Annotated in this window: 8 protein-coding genes and 1 pseudogene; all 9 read left to right on the top strand. The window is 58.7% G+C overall.

Annotated elements, in window-relative coordinates:
• Nucleotides 1-431, top strand: a pseudogene (locus WCG50_RS05520) (methyl-accepting chemotaxis protein); the annotation flags it as partial.
• A 41-nt stretch (nt 432-472) separates the two neighbouring features.
• Nucleotides 473-1,231 carry a spermidine synthase gene (locus WCG50_RS05515; RefSeq protein WP_336898575.1) on the top strand — a complete coding sequence of 253 codons (759 nt, stop codon included), beginning with the start codon at nt 473-475 and terminating at the stop codon, nt 1,229-1,231.
• Nucleotides 1,228-3,012 (top strand): GspE/PulE family protein, encoded by a 1,785-nt coding sequence (locus WCG50_RS05510; RefSeq protein ID WP_336898573.1) that lies wholly within the window; start codon nt 1,228-1,230, stop codon nt 3,010-3,012. Before WCG50_RS05515 ends, WCG50_RS05510 begins: the two co-directional genes overlap by 4 nt.
• A gap of 108 nt (nt 3,013-3,120) precedes the next feature.
• Complete coding sequence (locus WCG50_RS05505; protein WP_336898572.1) at nt 3,121-3,615, top strand: tripartite tricarboxylate transporter TctB family protein; 495 nt, start codon at nt 3,121-3,123, stop codon at nt 3,613-3,615.
• A gap of 3 nt (nt 3,616-3,618) precedes the next feature.
• Complete coding sequence (locus WCG50_RS05500) at nt 3,619-5,130, top strand: tripartite tricarboxylate transporter permease (protein ID WP_336898571.1); 1,512 nt, start codon at nt 3,619-3,621, stop codon at nt 5,128-5,130.
• A 9-nt stretch (nt 5,131-5,139) separates the two neighbouring features.
• The gene (locus WCG50_RS05495; protein ID WP_336898570.1) at nt 5,140-6,117 is read left to right on the top strand and encodes a DMT family transporter; all 978 of its coding nucleotides are present in this window, start codon (nt 5,140-5,142) and stop codon (nt 6,115-6,117) included.
• A gap of 172 nt (nt 6,118-6,289) precedes the next feature.
• Complete coding sequence (locus WCG50_RS05490; protein ID WP_336898569.1) at nt 6,290-8,818, top strand: PAS domain S-box protein; 2,529 nt, start codon at nt 6,290-6,292, stop codon at nt 8,816-8,818.
• An 18-nt stretch (nt 8,819-8,836) separates the two neighbouring features.
• Nucleotides 8,837-9,463 carry a response regulator transcription factor gene (locus WCG50_RS05485; protein ID WP_336898568.1) on the top strand — a complete coding sequence of 209 codons (627 nt, stop codon included), beginning with the start codon at nt 8,837-8,839 and terminating at the stop codon, nt 9,461-9,463.
• Nucleotides 9,464-9,603: 140 nt separating this feature from the next.
• Complete coding sequence (locus WCG50_RS05480; RefSeq protein WP_336898567.1) at nt 9,604-16,089, top strand: hypothetical protein; 6,486 nt, start codon at nt 9,604-9,606, stop codon at nt 16,087-16,089.
• The last annotated feature ends 48 nt before the right edge of the window (nt 16,090-16,137 follow it).

The raw sequence follows: 16,137 nt of genomic DNA, 5'->3' as shown, positions 1-16,137 counted from the left end.
TGGCCGAACGCAGCCAGGAAGCGGCCAAGGAAATTGGCGAACTCGCCAGCAACAGCGTCACCACCGCCGAGCGCGCTGGCAAGCTGCTCGATGAGATCGTGCCCAGCATTCAGAAAACTTCTGAACTGGTGCAGGAGATTGCAGCGGCCAGCGCCGAGCAAAGCCAATCGGTGCTGCACATTGGCGGCGCCATGGGGCAGCTCAACAAGGTGACGCAGCAAAACGCCTCGGCGTCCGAAGAACTCGCCGCCACCAGCGAAGAGCTCTCGGGCCAGGCCGAGCAATTGCAGCAATCCATTGCCTTCTTCAACACCGGCGCCGCGGCACCCAAGGAGCGCCGTGCCACTAGAGCCACCAGCGCCCCCCGCCTGGGCATGCCGCTGGCGACGCGCGCGGTGCGGTCAGAAACCGCCAACTTCAGACCTTATTGACAGGCAGGCGGTTCGTTTTTTCGTTTGGCGATAATCCTTCCATCTTGAAAAAACGAACCCCCCACCTCCCCGAAGTCAACTTCTCCGACGAAGGCCCGCTTCGCCATCTCCACCTGGGTACCGAATGGATTCAGGGCACCATGGTGATGGACGATCCGGTTGTGCTGTTTCACGAATACATCCAGCGCATGATGGCCTGGCTGCTGTTTGTGGAGCCCGACTCCGTCACCAAACGCCAGGCCATGCAACTCGGTTTGGGCGCGGGTTCACTCACCAAGTTCTGCCACAAAGAGCTGCGCATGAAAACCGTCGCCATTGAGCTCAACCCGCAGGTGCTGGTGGCGTGTCGCGGCTGGTTCAAGCTGCCGGCCGACAACACCCGCATGCAGGTGGTGCTGGCCGATGCGGCGCTGGAGATTCAAAACCCCAAGTGGTGGGGCACGATCGATGCGTTGCAGGTTGATTTGTACGATCACGAAGCTGCCGCGCCGGTGCTCGACAGTCTGCCGTTTTACAACCATTGCAAGCGCCTGCTCACGCCTGAGGGCTGCATGACGGTCAACCTGTTTGGCCGGGCCTCAAGCTTTACCCGCAGTGTCGAAAAAATATCTGCCGCTTTTGGCGCCGATGCGGTCTGGGCCTTCAAGCCCACGCGCGAAGGCAACACGGTGGTGATGGCCCAGTGCACGCCGAACCGGCCCAAGCGCGAGGTGCTCGAAGCCCGCGCCGACGCCATTCAGGCCAATTGGGGCTTGCCCGCCGCCAAGTGGGTGCGCGTCTTCAAACCGATGCTGAAATGAACCACGCTGCCACCCCCAAACCGACTTCCCGCGTACCGCATAACGGGCCGTTGGACTGGCGCCGCCTGGTGGAGTGGCTGCACAGCGATGCCGTGATCACGGCCGATGAAGCGCAGCGCATCACGGCGCGTTGTGCGCAGGCCGAGAGCGTGCAGCACCCACTGGTGCGCCTGGCCAGTGTGTCGGTGCGCCGAGCCTCTGATGGCAAGCCGATGGATATTGAGTTGCTGACGCAGTGGGTGGCGCAGCGCGCTAATCTGAGTTATTTGCGCATTGACCCGCTCAAGGTCGATGTGGGCAAGGTGGCTGACACCATGAGCGCGGCCTATGCCGAGCGCCACAAAATCTTGCCGGTGCAGGTGACACCGAGCGAAATCGTCATCGCCACCACCGAGCCGTTTATCACCGATTGGGTGGCCGAAGTGGAGCGCCAGTCGCGCCGCAGTGTGCGCCGCGTGGTGGCCAGCCCACAAGAGATTCACCGCTACACGGTGGAGTTTTTTGCGCTGGCCAAATCGGTGCGGGCGGCCAACAAGGCTGGCGGCAACCCGACCGGGGCCAGTTTTGAGCAACTGGTGGAGCTGGGCAAGACCAACAAACAACTCGATGCCAACGACCAAAGCGTGGTGCAGGTGGTGGACTGGCTCTGGCAGTATGCGTTTGACCAGCGCGCCAGCGATATTCACCTGGAGCCCAAGCGCGAGCAGGGCGTGATCCGCTTTCGCATCGACGGCGTGCTGCACCCGGTCTACCAGATGCCCATGGGCGTGCTGACCGCCATGACGGCGCGCATCAAGTTGCTGGGCCGCATGGACGTGGTCGAAAAACGCCGCCCGCAAGATGGCCGCATCAAGACCCGCAACCCCGGTGGCGACGAGGTTGAAATGCGGATATCCACCTTGCCCACCGCGTTTGGCGAGAAGATGGTGATGCGGATTTTTGACCCCGACACCACCGTCAAGGATCTGGACGCGCTGGGCTTCTCGGCCCACGACGCGCAGCGCTGGGAGTTGCTGGTGAAGCGCCCCAACGGCATTATTCTGGTGACCGGCCCCACCGGTTCGGGCAAGACCACCACGCTGTACTCGACCCTGAAACGGGTGGCGACCGAAGAGGTGAATGTCAGCACGGTGGAAGACCCGATCGAAATGATCGAGCCTTCGTTTAACCAGACCCAGGTGCAACCGCAGCTGGATTTTGGTTTTCCTGAAGGCCTGCGCGCCCTCATGCGGCAAGACCCCGACATCATCATGGTGGGCGAAATCCGTGACCAGCAAACGGCTGAAATGGCGGTGCAGGCCGCGCTCACCGGGCATCTGGTGTTCTCGACCCTGCACACCAATGACGCACCGTCGGCCGTGACGCGGTTGATGGAGTTGGGCGTGCCGGCCTACCTGATCAACGCCACCTTGCTCGGTGTGCTGGCGCAGCGATTGGTGCGCACCCTGTGCAAACATTGCAAGGTGCCAGACCCGGCGGCCACGCGTGAGGCCTTGGCCGAAGTGGTGAAGCCGTGGCAGATCAGTGGCGGCTACAAGCCTTACAAACCGGTGGGTTGTGTGGACTGCCGCATGACCGGCTTCATGGGGCGAACCGGCCTGTACGAGTTGCTGGTGGTGACCGAAGCCTTCAAGGAAAAGATCAACCACGAGCCCAACAGCGATGCGCTCAAACGCCAGGCCATTACCGATGGCATGCGCCCCTTGCGTCTGGCCGGCGCCTTGCGCGTGGCCGAAGGGTTGACGGTGCTGGAAGAAGTGCTCTCCAGCACACCGCCTTGAGTTGATTTCCCGATCCGCAAAAAAGCCACACGCTAGGTGAAAGCCGCAGGTCGACACCACGGTTTTCCCGTGCAAAATGACTCGAATAATTTTGCGAGGAGATCCGCCATGAATATCAAAAGTCAGAAAGACTTTTTCTCTGGCCTCATGTTCATGAGTGTCGGCGTTGCCTTCGCCTGGGGTTCGACCAACTACAACATCGGTGACGCGGCCAAGATGGGGCCGGGTTTTTTCCCCCTGGTGTTGGGTCTGTTGCTGGCGTTGTTGGGCACGGCCATCACCTTCAAGGCGCTGGTGGTGGAGACCGAAGATGGCGAGACGGTGGGCGGTTGGGCTTGGAAACCTTTGTTTTTCATCATTTTGGCCAATCTGGTGTTTGGCCTGCTGCTGGGCGGCTTGCCCAGTGTCAAGATTCCTGCCATGGGGCTGATTGTCGCCATCTACGCCCTGACCCTGATCGCCAGTTTGGGCAGTGAAGAGTTCAAGTTGAAAGAAGTCTTGCTTTTGGCGACCGTGCTGGCCGTCATCAGCTACCTGACCTTCATCGTGCTCCTCAAATTGCAGTTTGCGGTGTGGCCGACCTTTATCACCGGACAAACCTGACGCATGGATCTGTTTTCAAACCTGGCATTGGGTTTTGGCGTGGCCTTCACGCCGATCAATCTGATGTATGCCTTTGTCGGCTGTTTGTTGGGCACCCTGATTGGCGTGCTGCCCGGCATAGGGCCGCTTGCCACCATTGCCATGCTGTTGCCGGCGACTTATGCGCTGCCACCGGTATCGGCGCTGATCATGCTGGCCGGTATTTATTACGGAGCCCAGTACGGCGGCTCTACCACCGCTATTTTGGTCAATATTCCTGGCGAATCATCGTCTGTCGTCACGGTGATTGATGGCTACCAGATGGCGCGGCAAGGCCGAGCGGGCCCGGCACTGGCGGCCGCCGGATTGGGTTCTTTTTTTGCCGGTTGCGTGGGTACGCTGGTGCTGGCGGCTTTTGCCGTGCCGCTGGCCGAGGTGGCCTTCAAGTTTGGGCCGGCTGAGTATTTTTCGCTCATGGTGTTGGGCTTGATTGGGGCCGTGGTGCTGGCCTCAGGCTCGCTACTCAAGGCGATCGGCATGATCTTGCTGGGCTTGCTGCTGGGGCTGGTGGGCACCGATGTGAATTCGGGCGTGGCCCGTTTCAGTTTTGGCATCCCGGAGCTGACCGATGGCATCGGTTTCATCGTGATCGCGATGGGCGTGTTTGGCTATGGCGAGATCATCACCAACCTGGGCAAGCATGCGGACGACCGCCAGATATTTACCGCCGATGTCAAAGGCCTGATGCCGACCCTGGAAGACTTCAAACACATGGTGCCCGCAGTGTTGCGCGGCACGGCACTGGGTTCCATTCTGGGCATTCTGCCGGGCGGGGGCGCAGTGATGGCCTCGTATGCAGCCTACACGCTGGAGAAAAAAACCAAGCTCAAACCCGGTGAAATTCCCTTTGGCCGGGGCAATATTCGCGGCGTGGCGGCCCCCGAGTCGGCCAACAACGCGGCCGCCCAAACCGCATTCATTCCGCTGCTGACACTGGGCATTCCACCCAATGCGGTGATGGCCTTGATGGTGGGCGCTATGACGATCCACAACATCCAGCCCGGCCCGCAGGTGATGACCAGCAACCCCGAGTTGTTCTGGGGCTTGATCGCCTCCATGTGGATTGGCAACGCGATGCTGATTGTTTTGAACCTGCCCTTGATTGGCATCTGGATCAAGTTGTTGAGCGTGCCTTACCGCTGGTTGTTTCCGGCCATCGTGCTGTTTTGTGCGGTGGGGGTTTACTCCACCAACAACAACACGTTTGATATCTGGCTGGTGGGGCTTTTTGGTTTCATTGGCTATGTGTTCATCAAGCTCGGCATGGAGCCGGCGCCGTTGTTGCTGGGGTTCATTCTGGGCCCCATGATGGAAGAAAACCTGCGCCGCGCCTTGCTGCTCTCGCGCGGCGACTGGAGCATTTTCGTCACGCGGGGGCTCTCTGCCAGTTTGTTGGCCGTGGCAGCTTTGTTGCTGGTGCTCGTACTGCTGCCCGTCATTAAAAGAAAACGTGAAGAAGCGTTTGTCGACGACTAAGCGCTTGCCATGACCATAAATTCCAATCGCCGCCCTCGTCAAAAAAATAAGGTAAATAGGCCTCTAGCCCCCGTGTTACCTGCGCAAGTAGCTCATGAAAGCATAGCGGTTGGACTGGCGCTCGCTACCTTGGGTGCCATCGCTTTCAGTGGCAAAGCCATCATCGTCAAGCTGGCGTACCGGCACGGCGTGGATGCGGTCACGCTCATCATGTACCGCATGCTGTTTGCGCTGCCGATTTTTGCCGTGATGGCGTGGTGGTCCAGTCGCGGCAAGCCGCCCCTCACGCGCCATGACTGGTTTGGCATCGTGGGCCTGGGCGTGACGGGCTACTACCTGGCCAGCTTTCTGGATTTTGCCGGCCTGTCCTACATCAGTGCCTCGCTGGAGCGGCTCATTTTGTACCTCAACCCAACGCTGGTGTTATTGCTGGGGTTGGTGCTTTACAAGCGCCATATCCAGCGCAACCAGGCGCTGGGCATGCTGATCAGTTACGCCGGCGTCATGCTGGTGTTTGGCCATGAGATCAATCTGCAGGGCGCCGATGCCGTGCTCGGCGCCTTGCTGGTTTTTTTGAGTGCCATCAGCTACGCCATGTACCTCACGTTCAGCGGTGAACTGGTGCAGCGTCTGGGCTCCATTCGGCTGGTGGGGCTGGCCACTACGGTGGCCTGTGGACTGTGCATCGCCCAGTTTGTGCTGCTGCGCCCCTTGAGCGCCGCGCTGGTGGCGCCTGAGGTGATTGGACTTTCGGTCATCAATGCCACGCTCTGCACAGCGGTGCCCGTGCTAATGGTGATGATGGCCATCGAGCGCATTGGGGCCAGCATGGCCTCGCAGGCCGGCATGGTCGGCCCTATGTCAACCATTTTGATGGGCGTGGTGATTCTCGGGGAACCCTTCACCGCCTGGGTGGCGGCGGGCACGGTGCTGGTGATTGCCGGTATTTTTGTTTTTACCCGCAGCGCAGTGAGTACCCCGCCGTAGAGGCACAGGTAAACCCACCCACCTTTATAGCCCACAACATCAAGTCAAGCAGATTTCAGTCGAAGGCATTTAATTGACAAGAGAAAATTTTAAAAACAATAAAATATGTCAAAATTAGACTTTTAATATCAAAATTTGATTCGCTTCAAGCCGGTCAAAAAGGGGGTTGACGTTGATCACTGACACAAACACTTATTTTTCACGGTCAGTGCTGCGCCAGACTGGGTTCAGACTGCTGCCAGGGTTGGTGTTCGTGATTGTGCTGGTCGTGGTTTGGGTGATCCACCTGGAGATGCTGGCGGCTGCCAAGCAGAATTTGCACGCCCACTTTGAGGATGATGCCCAGGAAATTGCTGACAGTATCGAACAGCGTGGGCAGCGTTACGACCGAATCTTGCGCAGCGTCAGCGGGTTGTTTCCCCCTCAGTTGAAGTTGACTGACAACCGCGCATTTGCAGACTACGTTCGTGCACTGGACATTCAAAGCGAATATCCCGGCATCTCCGCCATGGGCATGGCCGTAGTTTCGAAACAACAAGGTGAAACCGGTTTCACCACTGCCATCGTTCATATTGCACCGGATGCGCCCAGAAATCTCAAGTTGCTCGGGGTAGACCCTTACGCAGAGTCGTTGCGCCAGAATGCCATGTTGAGTTCACTGGCATCAAACAAACCGGCTATGACGAACCAGTTGTCAGGCTTGTTACCAGAAGCCGAGCGAGCACGAGGGGCAATTTTCGACATGTACATGCCCCTTTTTCAGCCGAACCTGCTCAGTGACGATTCCGTAGAGTGGCGACGCACCCACATTCTGGGTTGGGCGTTTTTCTCTTTTCATGTCGCTGATTTCATCGCAGGATTGGGGCCCAGTCGCGAGAGCGGTCTGGCGCTGGATATTTTTGATGGTGAAGTGGTGCCCGCCAACCAGGTTCTCTTCTACAGCAACGATTCAATGAACCGGGAACTGCGCTCGCGCGTGGCCCTGTTCAACATGACCAAACACGTCAAAATCAGTGGCCATGCCTGGACTGTGAATGTTCGCAGTCTGCCGGCTTACGAGCTTGGATTGGACTCCGCTCCTGCCGACCGGCTATTACGCAATGGTTTCTTATTAAGCCTGCTGATGGCGTTGATTGCCTGGTTGTGGGTCAATGCCCATAAGCGAGCACAAGAGATAGCGAACAAGTTGACAGTCGACATGCAAAAGCTGGTTCGTGCCGTCGGCCAAAGCCCGGTGGCGACTGTGATTACCGATACCAATGGTCGCATTGAATTTGTTAGTACCCGTTTTGTAGAAATATCGGGTTACACCTCGGAAGAACTGATTGGAAGGCGGACCACGCTCTTCAAGTCTGGACTCACACCGCAATATGTCTACCAGGACCTTTGGGAAACGATCAAGGCCGGGCAGGTATGGCGAGGTACGTTACAAAACAAAAAGAAAAATGGGACGATATATTGGGAAAGTCAGGTCATCTCTTCACTCAAAAATGAAAAGGGCGAGGTTGTCAGTTTTATCGCTGCCAAAGAGGACATTACCGAGCGCAAACGGGCACAAGAAGCGCTGGTAAAAAGCGAAGCTTTCAACCTGGCCATCATGGATTCCATCACGGATGAAATCGTTGTGCTGGACCGAAATGGGCGCATCATCGCCTCCAATCAGGCCTGGCGACGGCAAGCCCTGCAAAATGGCAGTGAGCGTGGCAAGCCCGCACCACATACCAACATTGGCGCGCGTTTTGAATCGTTCTGCAAGGTTGGGGACGTCTTTTCTCTGGAAGAGGATGCATTGAACGCAAGCGATGGCATCAAGGCTGTCCTGGATGGGAGTCTTGATCACTTTATGCTGGAATATGCCTGTCATTCGACAACGCAGCCTCGCTGGTCCAGTTTGCGTGCCAGCCCTCTGGTTCCGCATGGACAAGGTGCCGTGATCACACAGTCAAATATCACGGACCGAAAAAATATTGAGGCTGCCTTCTTTACCTATCAGGAAGACCTTGAAGTCAGGGTTGACCAGCGTACCCATCAGTTACGCGCCTTGGGCATGGAATTGCTGAAAGCCGAGACCCGCGAGCGACGCACCATCGCCGAAGACCTGCACGACGATCTGGGTCAAATCCTGGCGGTGGCCAAGCTCAAACTCTCCTCGGTTCAGATGCCGGGTTGCGACGAAGAACGGGAAGTGTGCCAGCGCCAATTGAATGAAATTGAAACCATGATTGACCACTCGAGCAAATCGGTGCGCTCGCTCTCTACGCAACTAAGCCCCCCAGCACTTTACCAATCGGGTTTGAGCGGAGCACTGGAGTGGTTGACCGAAGAAATGATGCGTAACTATGGTCTCAGGGTCACGCTTGAACTGGACGATATATTGCCACTGGATGAAGCCGTGAGCAGTGCCTTGTTTCGCACTGTGCGCGAGTTACTCATCAACATCTGGAAACACAGCCAGGTCAGTGATGCCTGCGTGACCCTGACGCTGGAGTCGATAAGTAACACGCTAATCATTGGTGTGATCGACGACGGTGTGGGTTTTGAGGTGGTGCAAATGCTCAAACCCTCGGCCAAACACAGCTATGGATTGTTCAGCATTCGCGAACGACTCACCTTCATTGGCGGCTCCATGCGCATTGACAGCGAGCCAGGTCAAGGCACCCGCATCACCCTGCGCGTGCCATTGGCGCACTTTAATAAATAAATTGTTGAGAACATAGAAATGATCAGACTGCTACTGGCCGACGACCACACCATCGTGCGTGAATCACTTCGGGAAGTGTTGACGCGCGAGCCTGATATTGAGGTCGTTGGGGAGGCCGGCGATGGCGCGCAAGCGCTGGTGCGGGTGCACGAACTCAAGCCTGATCTGGTGGTGACCGATATCTCCATGCCGGGCATGGATGGCATTGAACTCACCCGGCGCATCTTGCGCGAGTGTCCAGGCGTCAAAGTGCTGGCTTTGACCACTTACCTGGACCGGCGTTACGTGGTGCAGATGCTGGAGGCCGGTGCGCAAGGCTACGTTAACAAGGCATCTGGGCGTCTTGAATTGCTGCTGGGCGTGCGTAAGGTGGCCGCTGGCGATCGCTATTTGTGCCAGGAGTGCGCCGCCATGTTGGTGAAAACGCCGGTTGAGAGCGGGACGCTGGCCAAGCTCGGCCGACGCGAAATTGAGGTGCTGAAGATGATTGCCAAAGGTGAAACCTCCGGAGTGATTGCTGAGACCTTGTTCATCGCTGTTGGCACCGTTGAGGTGCATCGCCGCAACATCATGCGCAAGTTGGATCAGCACAACATCGCTGGGCTCACACAATACGCCATTCGTGAAGGCTTGATTTTTCTCTGATTTTCACCCTCACTACCGTGTACGCGGTAGTGAAAAATATGGCGTATGCGATATTTCAAAAATCTCCCGAAAAGTTGATAGTTACATACCTTCTGCGATTTCGCGTCGGTGAACTTCCATCTTCAACTTCGGGGAATCCCATGCGCAAGCACCACAGTAAAAATAAACCTTCGGATCTGGTTCGCAGTCCGGTATCGAATGCCTGTTTAATCTTGGGTATGTTGCTGGCCGGAGCTGCGTTTGCGCCAGCGGCTTTTGCTGGTGCCGGTTGGGCCGACAACGTCGACAAGGCCGGCGTGCCATTCAAACAACCTACCTTCTACGCCAACAGTCCTAGCGGAGTGCAGTTTGACTACAGTCCTAATGCTTTGCCGGGCGCAACGCGGGACACCGGGAAGGCCCTGCGCAAGTTTGTGGACAGCCTGCCACTGGTGGATGGTTATGTGACCAACGCCAACCTGCTGGCCGCCAACCCCGTTGGCCCCACAGGGCGTCACATTCCCACTGCAATCAAGGAATTCAGCACCGTCGCAGGTGCACATTCCGTGAGCTATCCGGATGCTGATTACTATGAAATCGCCGTAGTCGAATACCGTGAACAATTGCATCGTGACCTGCCCGCTGTCGTGAAGACTGGCAACATCGTCACCGGTGGTTCAACCCTGCGCGGCTATGTGCAGATCTGGACGCCCAATCTGCCCACCAGCACCGCCAAGAGCCAGCTGTTCTACCTGAGTGGCGCCCCGATTCTGGACAACAAGGGTCAGCCCGTATTTGCCGTCGGCGATGGCGCTCATTACCTCGGCCCCATTATCAACAGCGACTCCGGTGTGGCGGTGCGAATCAAGTTCGACAATTACCTGCCTGTCGGTCACTACGATCCCGTCACCAAGACCCGTGGTGGCGACAGCTTTATTCCTACAGACATCACCGTGCCCGGCTCCGGCCTGGGCCCCAATGGAGCCGCTAATCCAGCCGCGCCTACAGCCGCCGATATGTACACGCAAAACCGTGCACTGATTCACATGCACGGTGGCGATACACCCTGGATCAGTGATGGTGAGCCCCATTCCTGGATCACGCCAGCCGGCGAAACCAACCAGTACAAACGTGGCGTGACCACGCAAAATGTGCCCGACATGGCCGACCCAGGCCTAGGCTCACAAACCTACTACTACCCCAACAACCAAAGCGCCCGCATGATGTGGTACCACGACCACAGCGTGGGTGCGACCCGCATCAACGTTTATGCGGGTATCGTGTCCGCTTTCATGCTGCATGACACCACTGAAGCTGCGCTGATTGCCAGTGGTGCACTGCCCAGTGACGAAATCCCGCTGGTGTTTGAAGACAAGGCCTTTGTGCCTAAAGATATTGCCATCCAGGATTCCAAGTGGAGCACCGACGGCTGGGGTAAATACGGTGACCTGTGGTACCCCCACGTCTATGAAGCCAACCAGAACCCCAACTCGCAAGACGGCACCAACCCCGCCGGTCGCTGGGACTATGGTCCCTGGTTCTGGCCTGTGTTCCCGGCGCCGCTGGCACTGCCCACCGGTGTGCTGGGCGATGCCAGTGGCGTGCAAGAGGCGTATGCAGATACCCCACTGATCAACGGTATTGCGTATCCCAACCTGGCCCTGGAACCCAAGGCCTACCGCTTCCGTTTGCTTAACGGCTCCGGTCAGCGTTTTCTGAATTTGGGCCTGTATGTGGCCGAACCCCTGACCCTGGCGGTTAAGGACGGCGGCTCCGGCTATCTCACTGCGCCAGCCGTCACCATCACACCGCCTGTCGGTGGCACAGGTGCTGCCACAGCCACTGCTGTGATTGACGCCACGGGTGTTGTGATTGGCCTGACCAACATCAGTGTGATCACGCCCTTCAGCGGCAACCCTACAGTGACTTTGAGTGCTGCTCCTGCTGGTGGCGTCACCGCCACGGCCGTGGGTGCTGCCAATACCGAAGTTCCGATGGTTGCGGCCGTGTCGCCAACCATGGGGACTCCAGCTTATGCTGTAAATACCTATGACGGTCGTCCAGGCGGCATTCCGGACCCGGCGGCCATTGGCCCGAACATCATTCATATCGGTACCGAAGGCGGCTTCCTGGCCCAGCCCAATGTGATCCCGTCGACGCCGGTTTCGTACCAGCAGTTGCGCCGTATCGTGACCGTGCTGAATGTGCTCGACCACGGTCTGTACGTCGGCCCGGCCGAGCGCGCTGACTTCGTGATCGACTTCTCGCAATACGCTGGCAAAACCCTGATCGTGTACAACGATTGCCCTGCACCTAACCCAGGGTTCGACGCCCGCGTTGATTACTACACCGGCGATCTCGATCAGAGCGGCAGCGGCGGCGCGCCAGCTACCCTTCCAGGCGAAGGCCCCAATACGCGCACCATCATGCGCATTCAGGTGGCAGCCACCCAAGCTGGTGGTGTCGCCCCAGCCGCAGCGTTTGACTTGAATGGCGATGGCGGCCCCTTGGCTGCCGCTTTGCCCGCGGCCTTTGCTGCGTCGCAAGACAAACCTGTCGTTCCCGAGTCCTGGCAGAACACGGCCTACAACACCAGCTTTGGTGACAACCTGGGCCGGATCTTTACCGGTTCTACACAGCAGCCTAACTTCACTTTCACCAACCCCGGTGCACAAACCATTACCGGCTTTAGTGTGGACAGTGCCGGTGCGGGCTACAGCATTGTTCCTACGGTGGTTCTGAATGGTGGTGTGGATCTTGGCATCCCCGGTAACCGTATTGCTACCGCGCATGCGGTGCTGGATACCGCTGGCAAGCGCGTAACGGCGGTGGTGCTCGACACCGCGGGCAGCGGCTACACCAGCGCACCCACTGTCACCTTGACCGGCGGCGATGGCATCGGTGCCTCCGCTGTTCCTGTGACTACCAACACGGTTTCCGTGCACGTGGCTGCCAAGGGCATTCAGGAATTGTTCGACCAGAACTACGGTCGCATGAACGCCACGTTCAGTACCGAGTTGCCTTTCACCTCGGTGTTGACGCAGGCGACGATTCCCCAGGCGTATGTCGACCCACCGCTGGAAGCCATCAGCGATGGTGAAACCCAGTTCTGGAAGATCACCCACAACGGCGTGGACACGCACCCTGTGCACTTCCACCTGTTCAACGTGCAGGTCATCAACCGCGTGGGTTGGGATGGCACCGTGGTGGCGCTTGATCCGGCTGAATTCGGCTGGAAAGAAACCGTCAAGATGAACCCGCTGGAAGACGTCTATCTGGCCGTGCGGCCCAAGTCGCCGGCTGCGCCTTTTGGCGTGCCGCAAAGTGTTCGCGCACTCGATCCCACCCAGCCTCTGGGTGCGCAGGGAGGCTTTACCCAAGTGGACCCGACCACGGGTCTGGCCGCCACGGTCAAGAACGATATGTACAACTTCGACTGGGAATATGTCTGGCATTGCCACATCCTCGGCCATGAAGAAAATGACTTCATGCGCCCCATCGTGTTCCACTTCGGTGCGGTGACACCGGATGCAGTGACCAGCGTCGGCTTCGACGCCAGCTCGCAAACCGTGTCCTGGACTGATCCGACACCGGCCGGTCTGTCCACCACCTGGGGCAACAAGAAGAACGAGTTGGGCTTCATCGTGCAGCGCTCGGAAACCGGCATCAACGGTTACCCCGCATTGCCCTCGGTCATTCCGCAAAGCGCGGCACAGGCTTCCGGCAATCCGTCCGGTGCCATGCGCAATGTGGCTGCCGCCAATGCGACGTCCTGGGTTGATACCCTGCCACCGACGGGTGCCACCACCTACCGCGTGGTTGCCTTCAATCCGGCCGGCTATTCGATCGCATCCGCCAGTGCAGGTGCGCCCGGAGTCATTAATAGCTTTTCGTCCACTGTTGGTGCCTGGAATGCCAATGCGCAGAGCTACCCGCAGACCAATGTGACGCAAACCGTGGGCGGTTTCCCGGTAACGCTGACTTGGACATCGGCCACTGCGCCCAAGACCGGTTTTGCCATCGTGCGCTCCGGCGGTATCGATGCCCTGGGTGCCGCCACAGCCGATGTGGTCTTTAACACGGTCAACGCCAGCCTGCGCACCTTCACCGACCCGTCGGTGCCGCAAAACTCGACGATGACCTACAAGATCACCGGCATCAGCACCACCAACGGCGTGACGACTTCATCCCCCGTTACCTCCACGGCTGTCAACACGAGCTGGGCGACGCCTCCCACAGTGAGCGGTATGGCCGGTTCGAGCGGTGCGGGTAATGTCAACCTGAGCTGGACCGCTCCGGCTGACCTCACCTACGTGACGGCTTACAACATCACCCGTACCGGTGGCACGGGCGGCACGGCGCTGTTCGTGAACATGCAAAACATGAACCCGCTGGCGGGCACGATTGCCCCGCCGCTGACCACTTATGTGGACGCGACGGCACTTTCGGGCACGGTCTACACCTACACGGTGGTGGCCGTGAACGGCACGGTCGTCGGTACACGAGGCTCCAGTGCCACCGTGACGGCCGGCTTTACCGCCGCTCCGGCACTGACTGGTGCCACTGCTGCCGCCAACAGCGCCACGCAAGTGACGGTGAACTGGGCTGCAGCACCGGCCAACAGCTCGGTTACTGCCTACCAGATCGCCAGGACCTTGGGTGCGGTGACTACGGTGTTGAACGTGCCGGTTGGTGTGGCTACCAGCTTTGTCGACGCCACGGTGGCGGCCAACACGGCCTACACCTACACCATCGCATGGGTGAATGGTCCTAAGGTCGGCACCGCAGCCACCACGGCCAGTGTGACGACGCCGTATGCAGCAGCAGGCAGCATTGCCGGTTTGAGCGCCGTGTCCAACGGCGCCCAGACAGCAGTGACCCTGAACTGGAATGCAGCAACTCCGGCTACGGCCTATACCGTGACCCGTTGCCTGCAAACTGCGCTCAACGGCTACTGCACCATCCCAGGGACCAGTGTGTTCACTGTGCTCACCAGCACACTGACGACACCGACCTATGTTGATAGCACGGTGGTTGCTGCTACGGCCTACACCTACCAAGTGATTGCGGCCAATGGCCCCGTCAACAAGTCGGTACCTTCCTCGGTATCTGTGGCTAATGCGGTTGCCGCACCGGCACCGCTGTTTACGGCTGTGCCCGTGGTGTCTGCTGGTTCCGTGGCACTGACCTGGGTTGCCAGCGCCTTGCCTGCTACCGGTTACGCCGTGCAACGCTCGGCCGACGCCGGTGTGACTTGGTTCACAGTGGGCACCACCGCCAGCCGAACTGTTGTCACCTTTGCGGATGCCAGCGTGGTAGCCGGGAATGTGTACCAGTACCGCATCGTGGCAACGCAGACAGTGGGTGGTGGACAGATCCTGTCTGTCCCGTCAACCACGCAGACGGTCAATTACATCGTGCAAAACGCACCTGTGATGGCCGCTAGTGTGTTGGCTGGAACAGCCGCCAAGCCAACGGTCAAGCTGAACTGGACATTCGTCGCCAATGCAGGCCCAGCCGTCACCGGCTTCCAGGTCTACCGTGATGGTGTTTTGGTAACAACGACAGCCCTGGCTAAAACGGTGCTGACCTATACCGATACCACGGTACCGGGCGTTCATGGCTACACGGTGTTGGCCCTCAACGCCGCAGGAGCCTCGGCAGCGACCGCGACGACCACGGCACAGTTGGTGACACAAAACGTTCCCACGCTGACCAGCACAGCAGTGACTTCTGCGACCAAGACGACGGTGAACTGGACTGAGGTAGCCAATGCCCAGGTACCAGCCGTCACCGGCTTTGAGGTCTGGGGCTCAGCCAACGGCACCGCTGCCGCGAAGATGACCACCACGCCAACTGCGCTGACTGCTGCAGCCACCACCGCCTCTGTTACCACGGTGGCCGGTGTCTCCTATGTGTTCTCCGTCAAGGCAGTCAATCTGATTGGCAGCTCTGCAGCCTCCACGACAGCGACGGTATCGAACACCGTGCCCACGGCGGTAGCAGCACCTGCTGCCACCTTTGTGAGCCCGACTTCGACCACGCTGACTTGGGTGCCTGCCACCGTTGCGGTCAATGCACCAGCCATCACGGGATACAACGTGTACGGCGGCACTGCCGGTACCACGCTGCTAACGTCAACCCCCCTGGCGACCAACGCAACGAGCTATACAGCCACGACTGCTGCCGCTACTACGTATCTCTTCAATGTCAAGGCGGTTAATCTGGTGGGTCTGTCGGCTGGTAGTAACACCACGGTGGCCAACATCGTGCCTGCCACACCGGTAGCTCCTACCCTGTCGACCACAGTACTTACAAGTACGACGACAGACAGCGTGACGATCAACTGGACACCCGTGGCCAACCCGGTCAATGGCCAGCCCGTAACGGCTTACCTGATCGAGTACGCAACGGCTACAGCTGGCCTGTCATTGACACCTACTGCACCTAACTCGGTCACCACCGTGACGGTTCCAGTAGGCGGCTTGACGGGATCGCAAAGCATCACTATTACCGGTGTGGCGCGCGGTACCATCAGCCCGCTCGCAGCCAGCAACGCCGCCCTGTTCCGGGTGATTGCGGTCAACGCAGTCGGTAACTCGGTAGCCGGTGCTACGCTGACCGTGGCAAAGGCCTCCCTGAAGTAAGCGACTAAGCTAGAAAAACACGGCGCTGCCCGCAAGGGTGGCGCCGTT

Source organism: Rhodoferax sp. (genome assembly GCF_037143375.1).
In the GTDB taxonomy this organism is placed as follows: Bacteria; Pseudomonadota; Gammaproteobacteria; order Burkholderiales; family Burkholderiaceae_C; genus Rhodoferax.
Note: the sequence above shows the minus strand (reverse complement) of the source record. Positions and strands in the feature narration are given on the sequence as shown.

What these genes read in the sequence shown, in the direction of transcription:
- WCG50_RS05510 (WP_336898573.1), top strand. Translation starts at nt 1,228, where the DNA reads ATGAACCACGCTGCCACCCCCAAACCGACTTCCCGCGTACCGCATAAC.
- WCG50_RS05505 (WP_336898572.1), top strand. Translation starts at nt 3,121, where the DNA reads ATGAATATCAAAAGTCAGAAAGACTTTTTCTCTGGCCTCATGTTCATG.
- WCG50_RS05500 (WP_336898571.1), top strand. Translation starts at nt 3,619, where the DNA reads ATGGATCTGTTTTCAAACCTGGCATTGGGTTTTGGCGTGGCCTTCACG.
- WCG50_RS05495 (WP_336898570.1), top strand. Translation starts at nt 5,140, where the DNA reads ATGACCATAAATTCCAATCGCCGCCCTCGTCAAAAAAATAAGGTAAAT.
- WCG50_RS05485 (WP_336898568.1), top strand. Translation starts at nt 8,837, where the DNA reads ATGATCAGACTGCTACTGGCCGACGACCACACCATCGTGCGTGAATCA.
- WCG50_RS05480 (WP_336898567.1), top strand. Translation starts at nt 9,604, where the DNA reads ATGCGCAAGCACCACAGTAAAAATAAACCTTCGGATCTGGTTCGCAGT.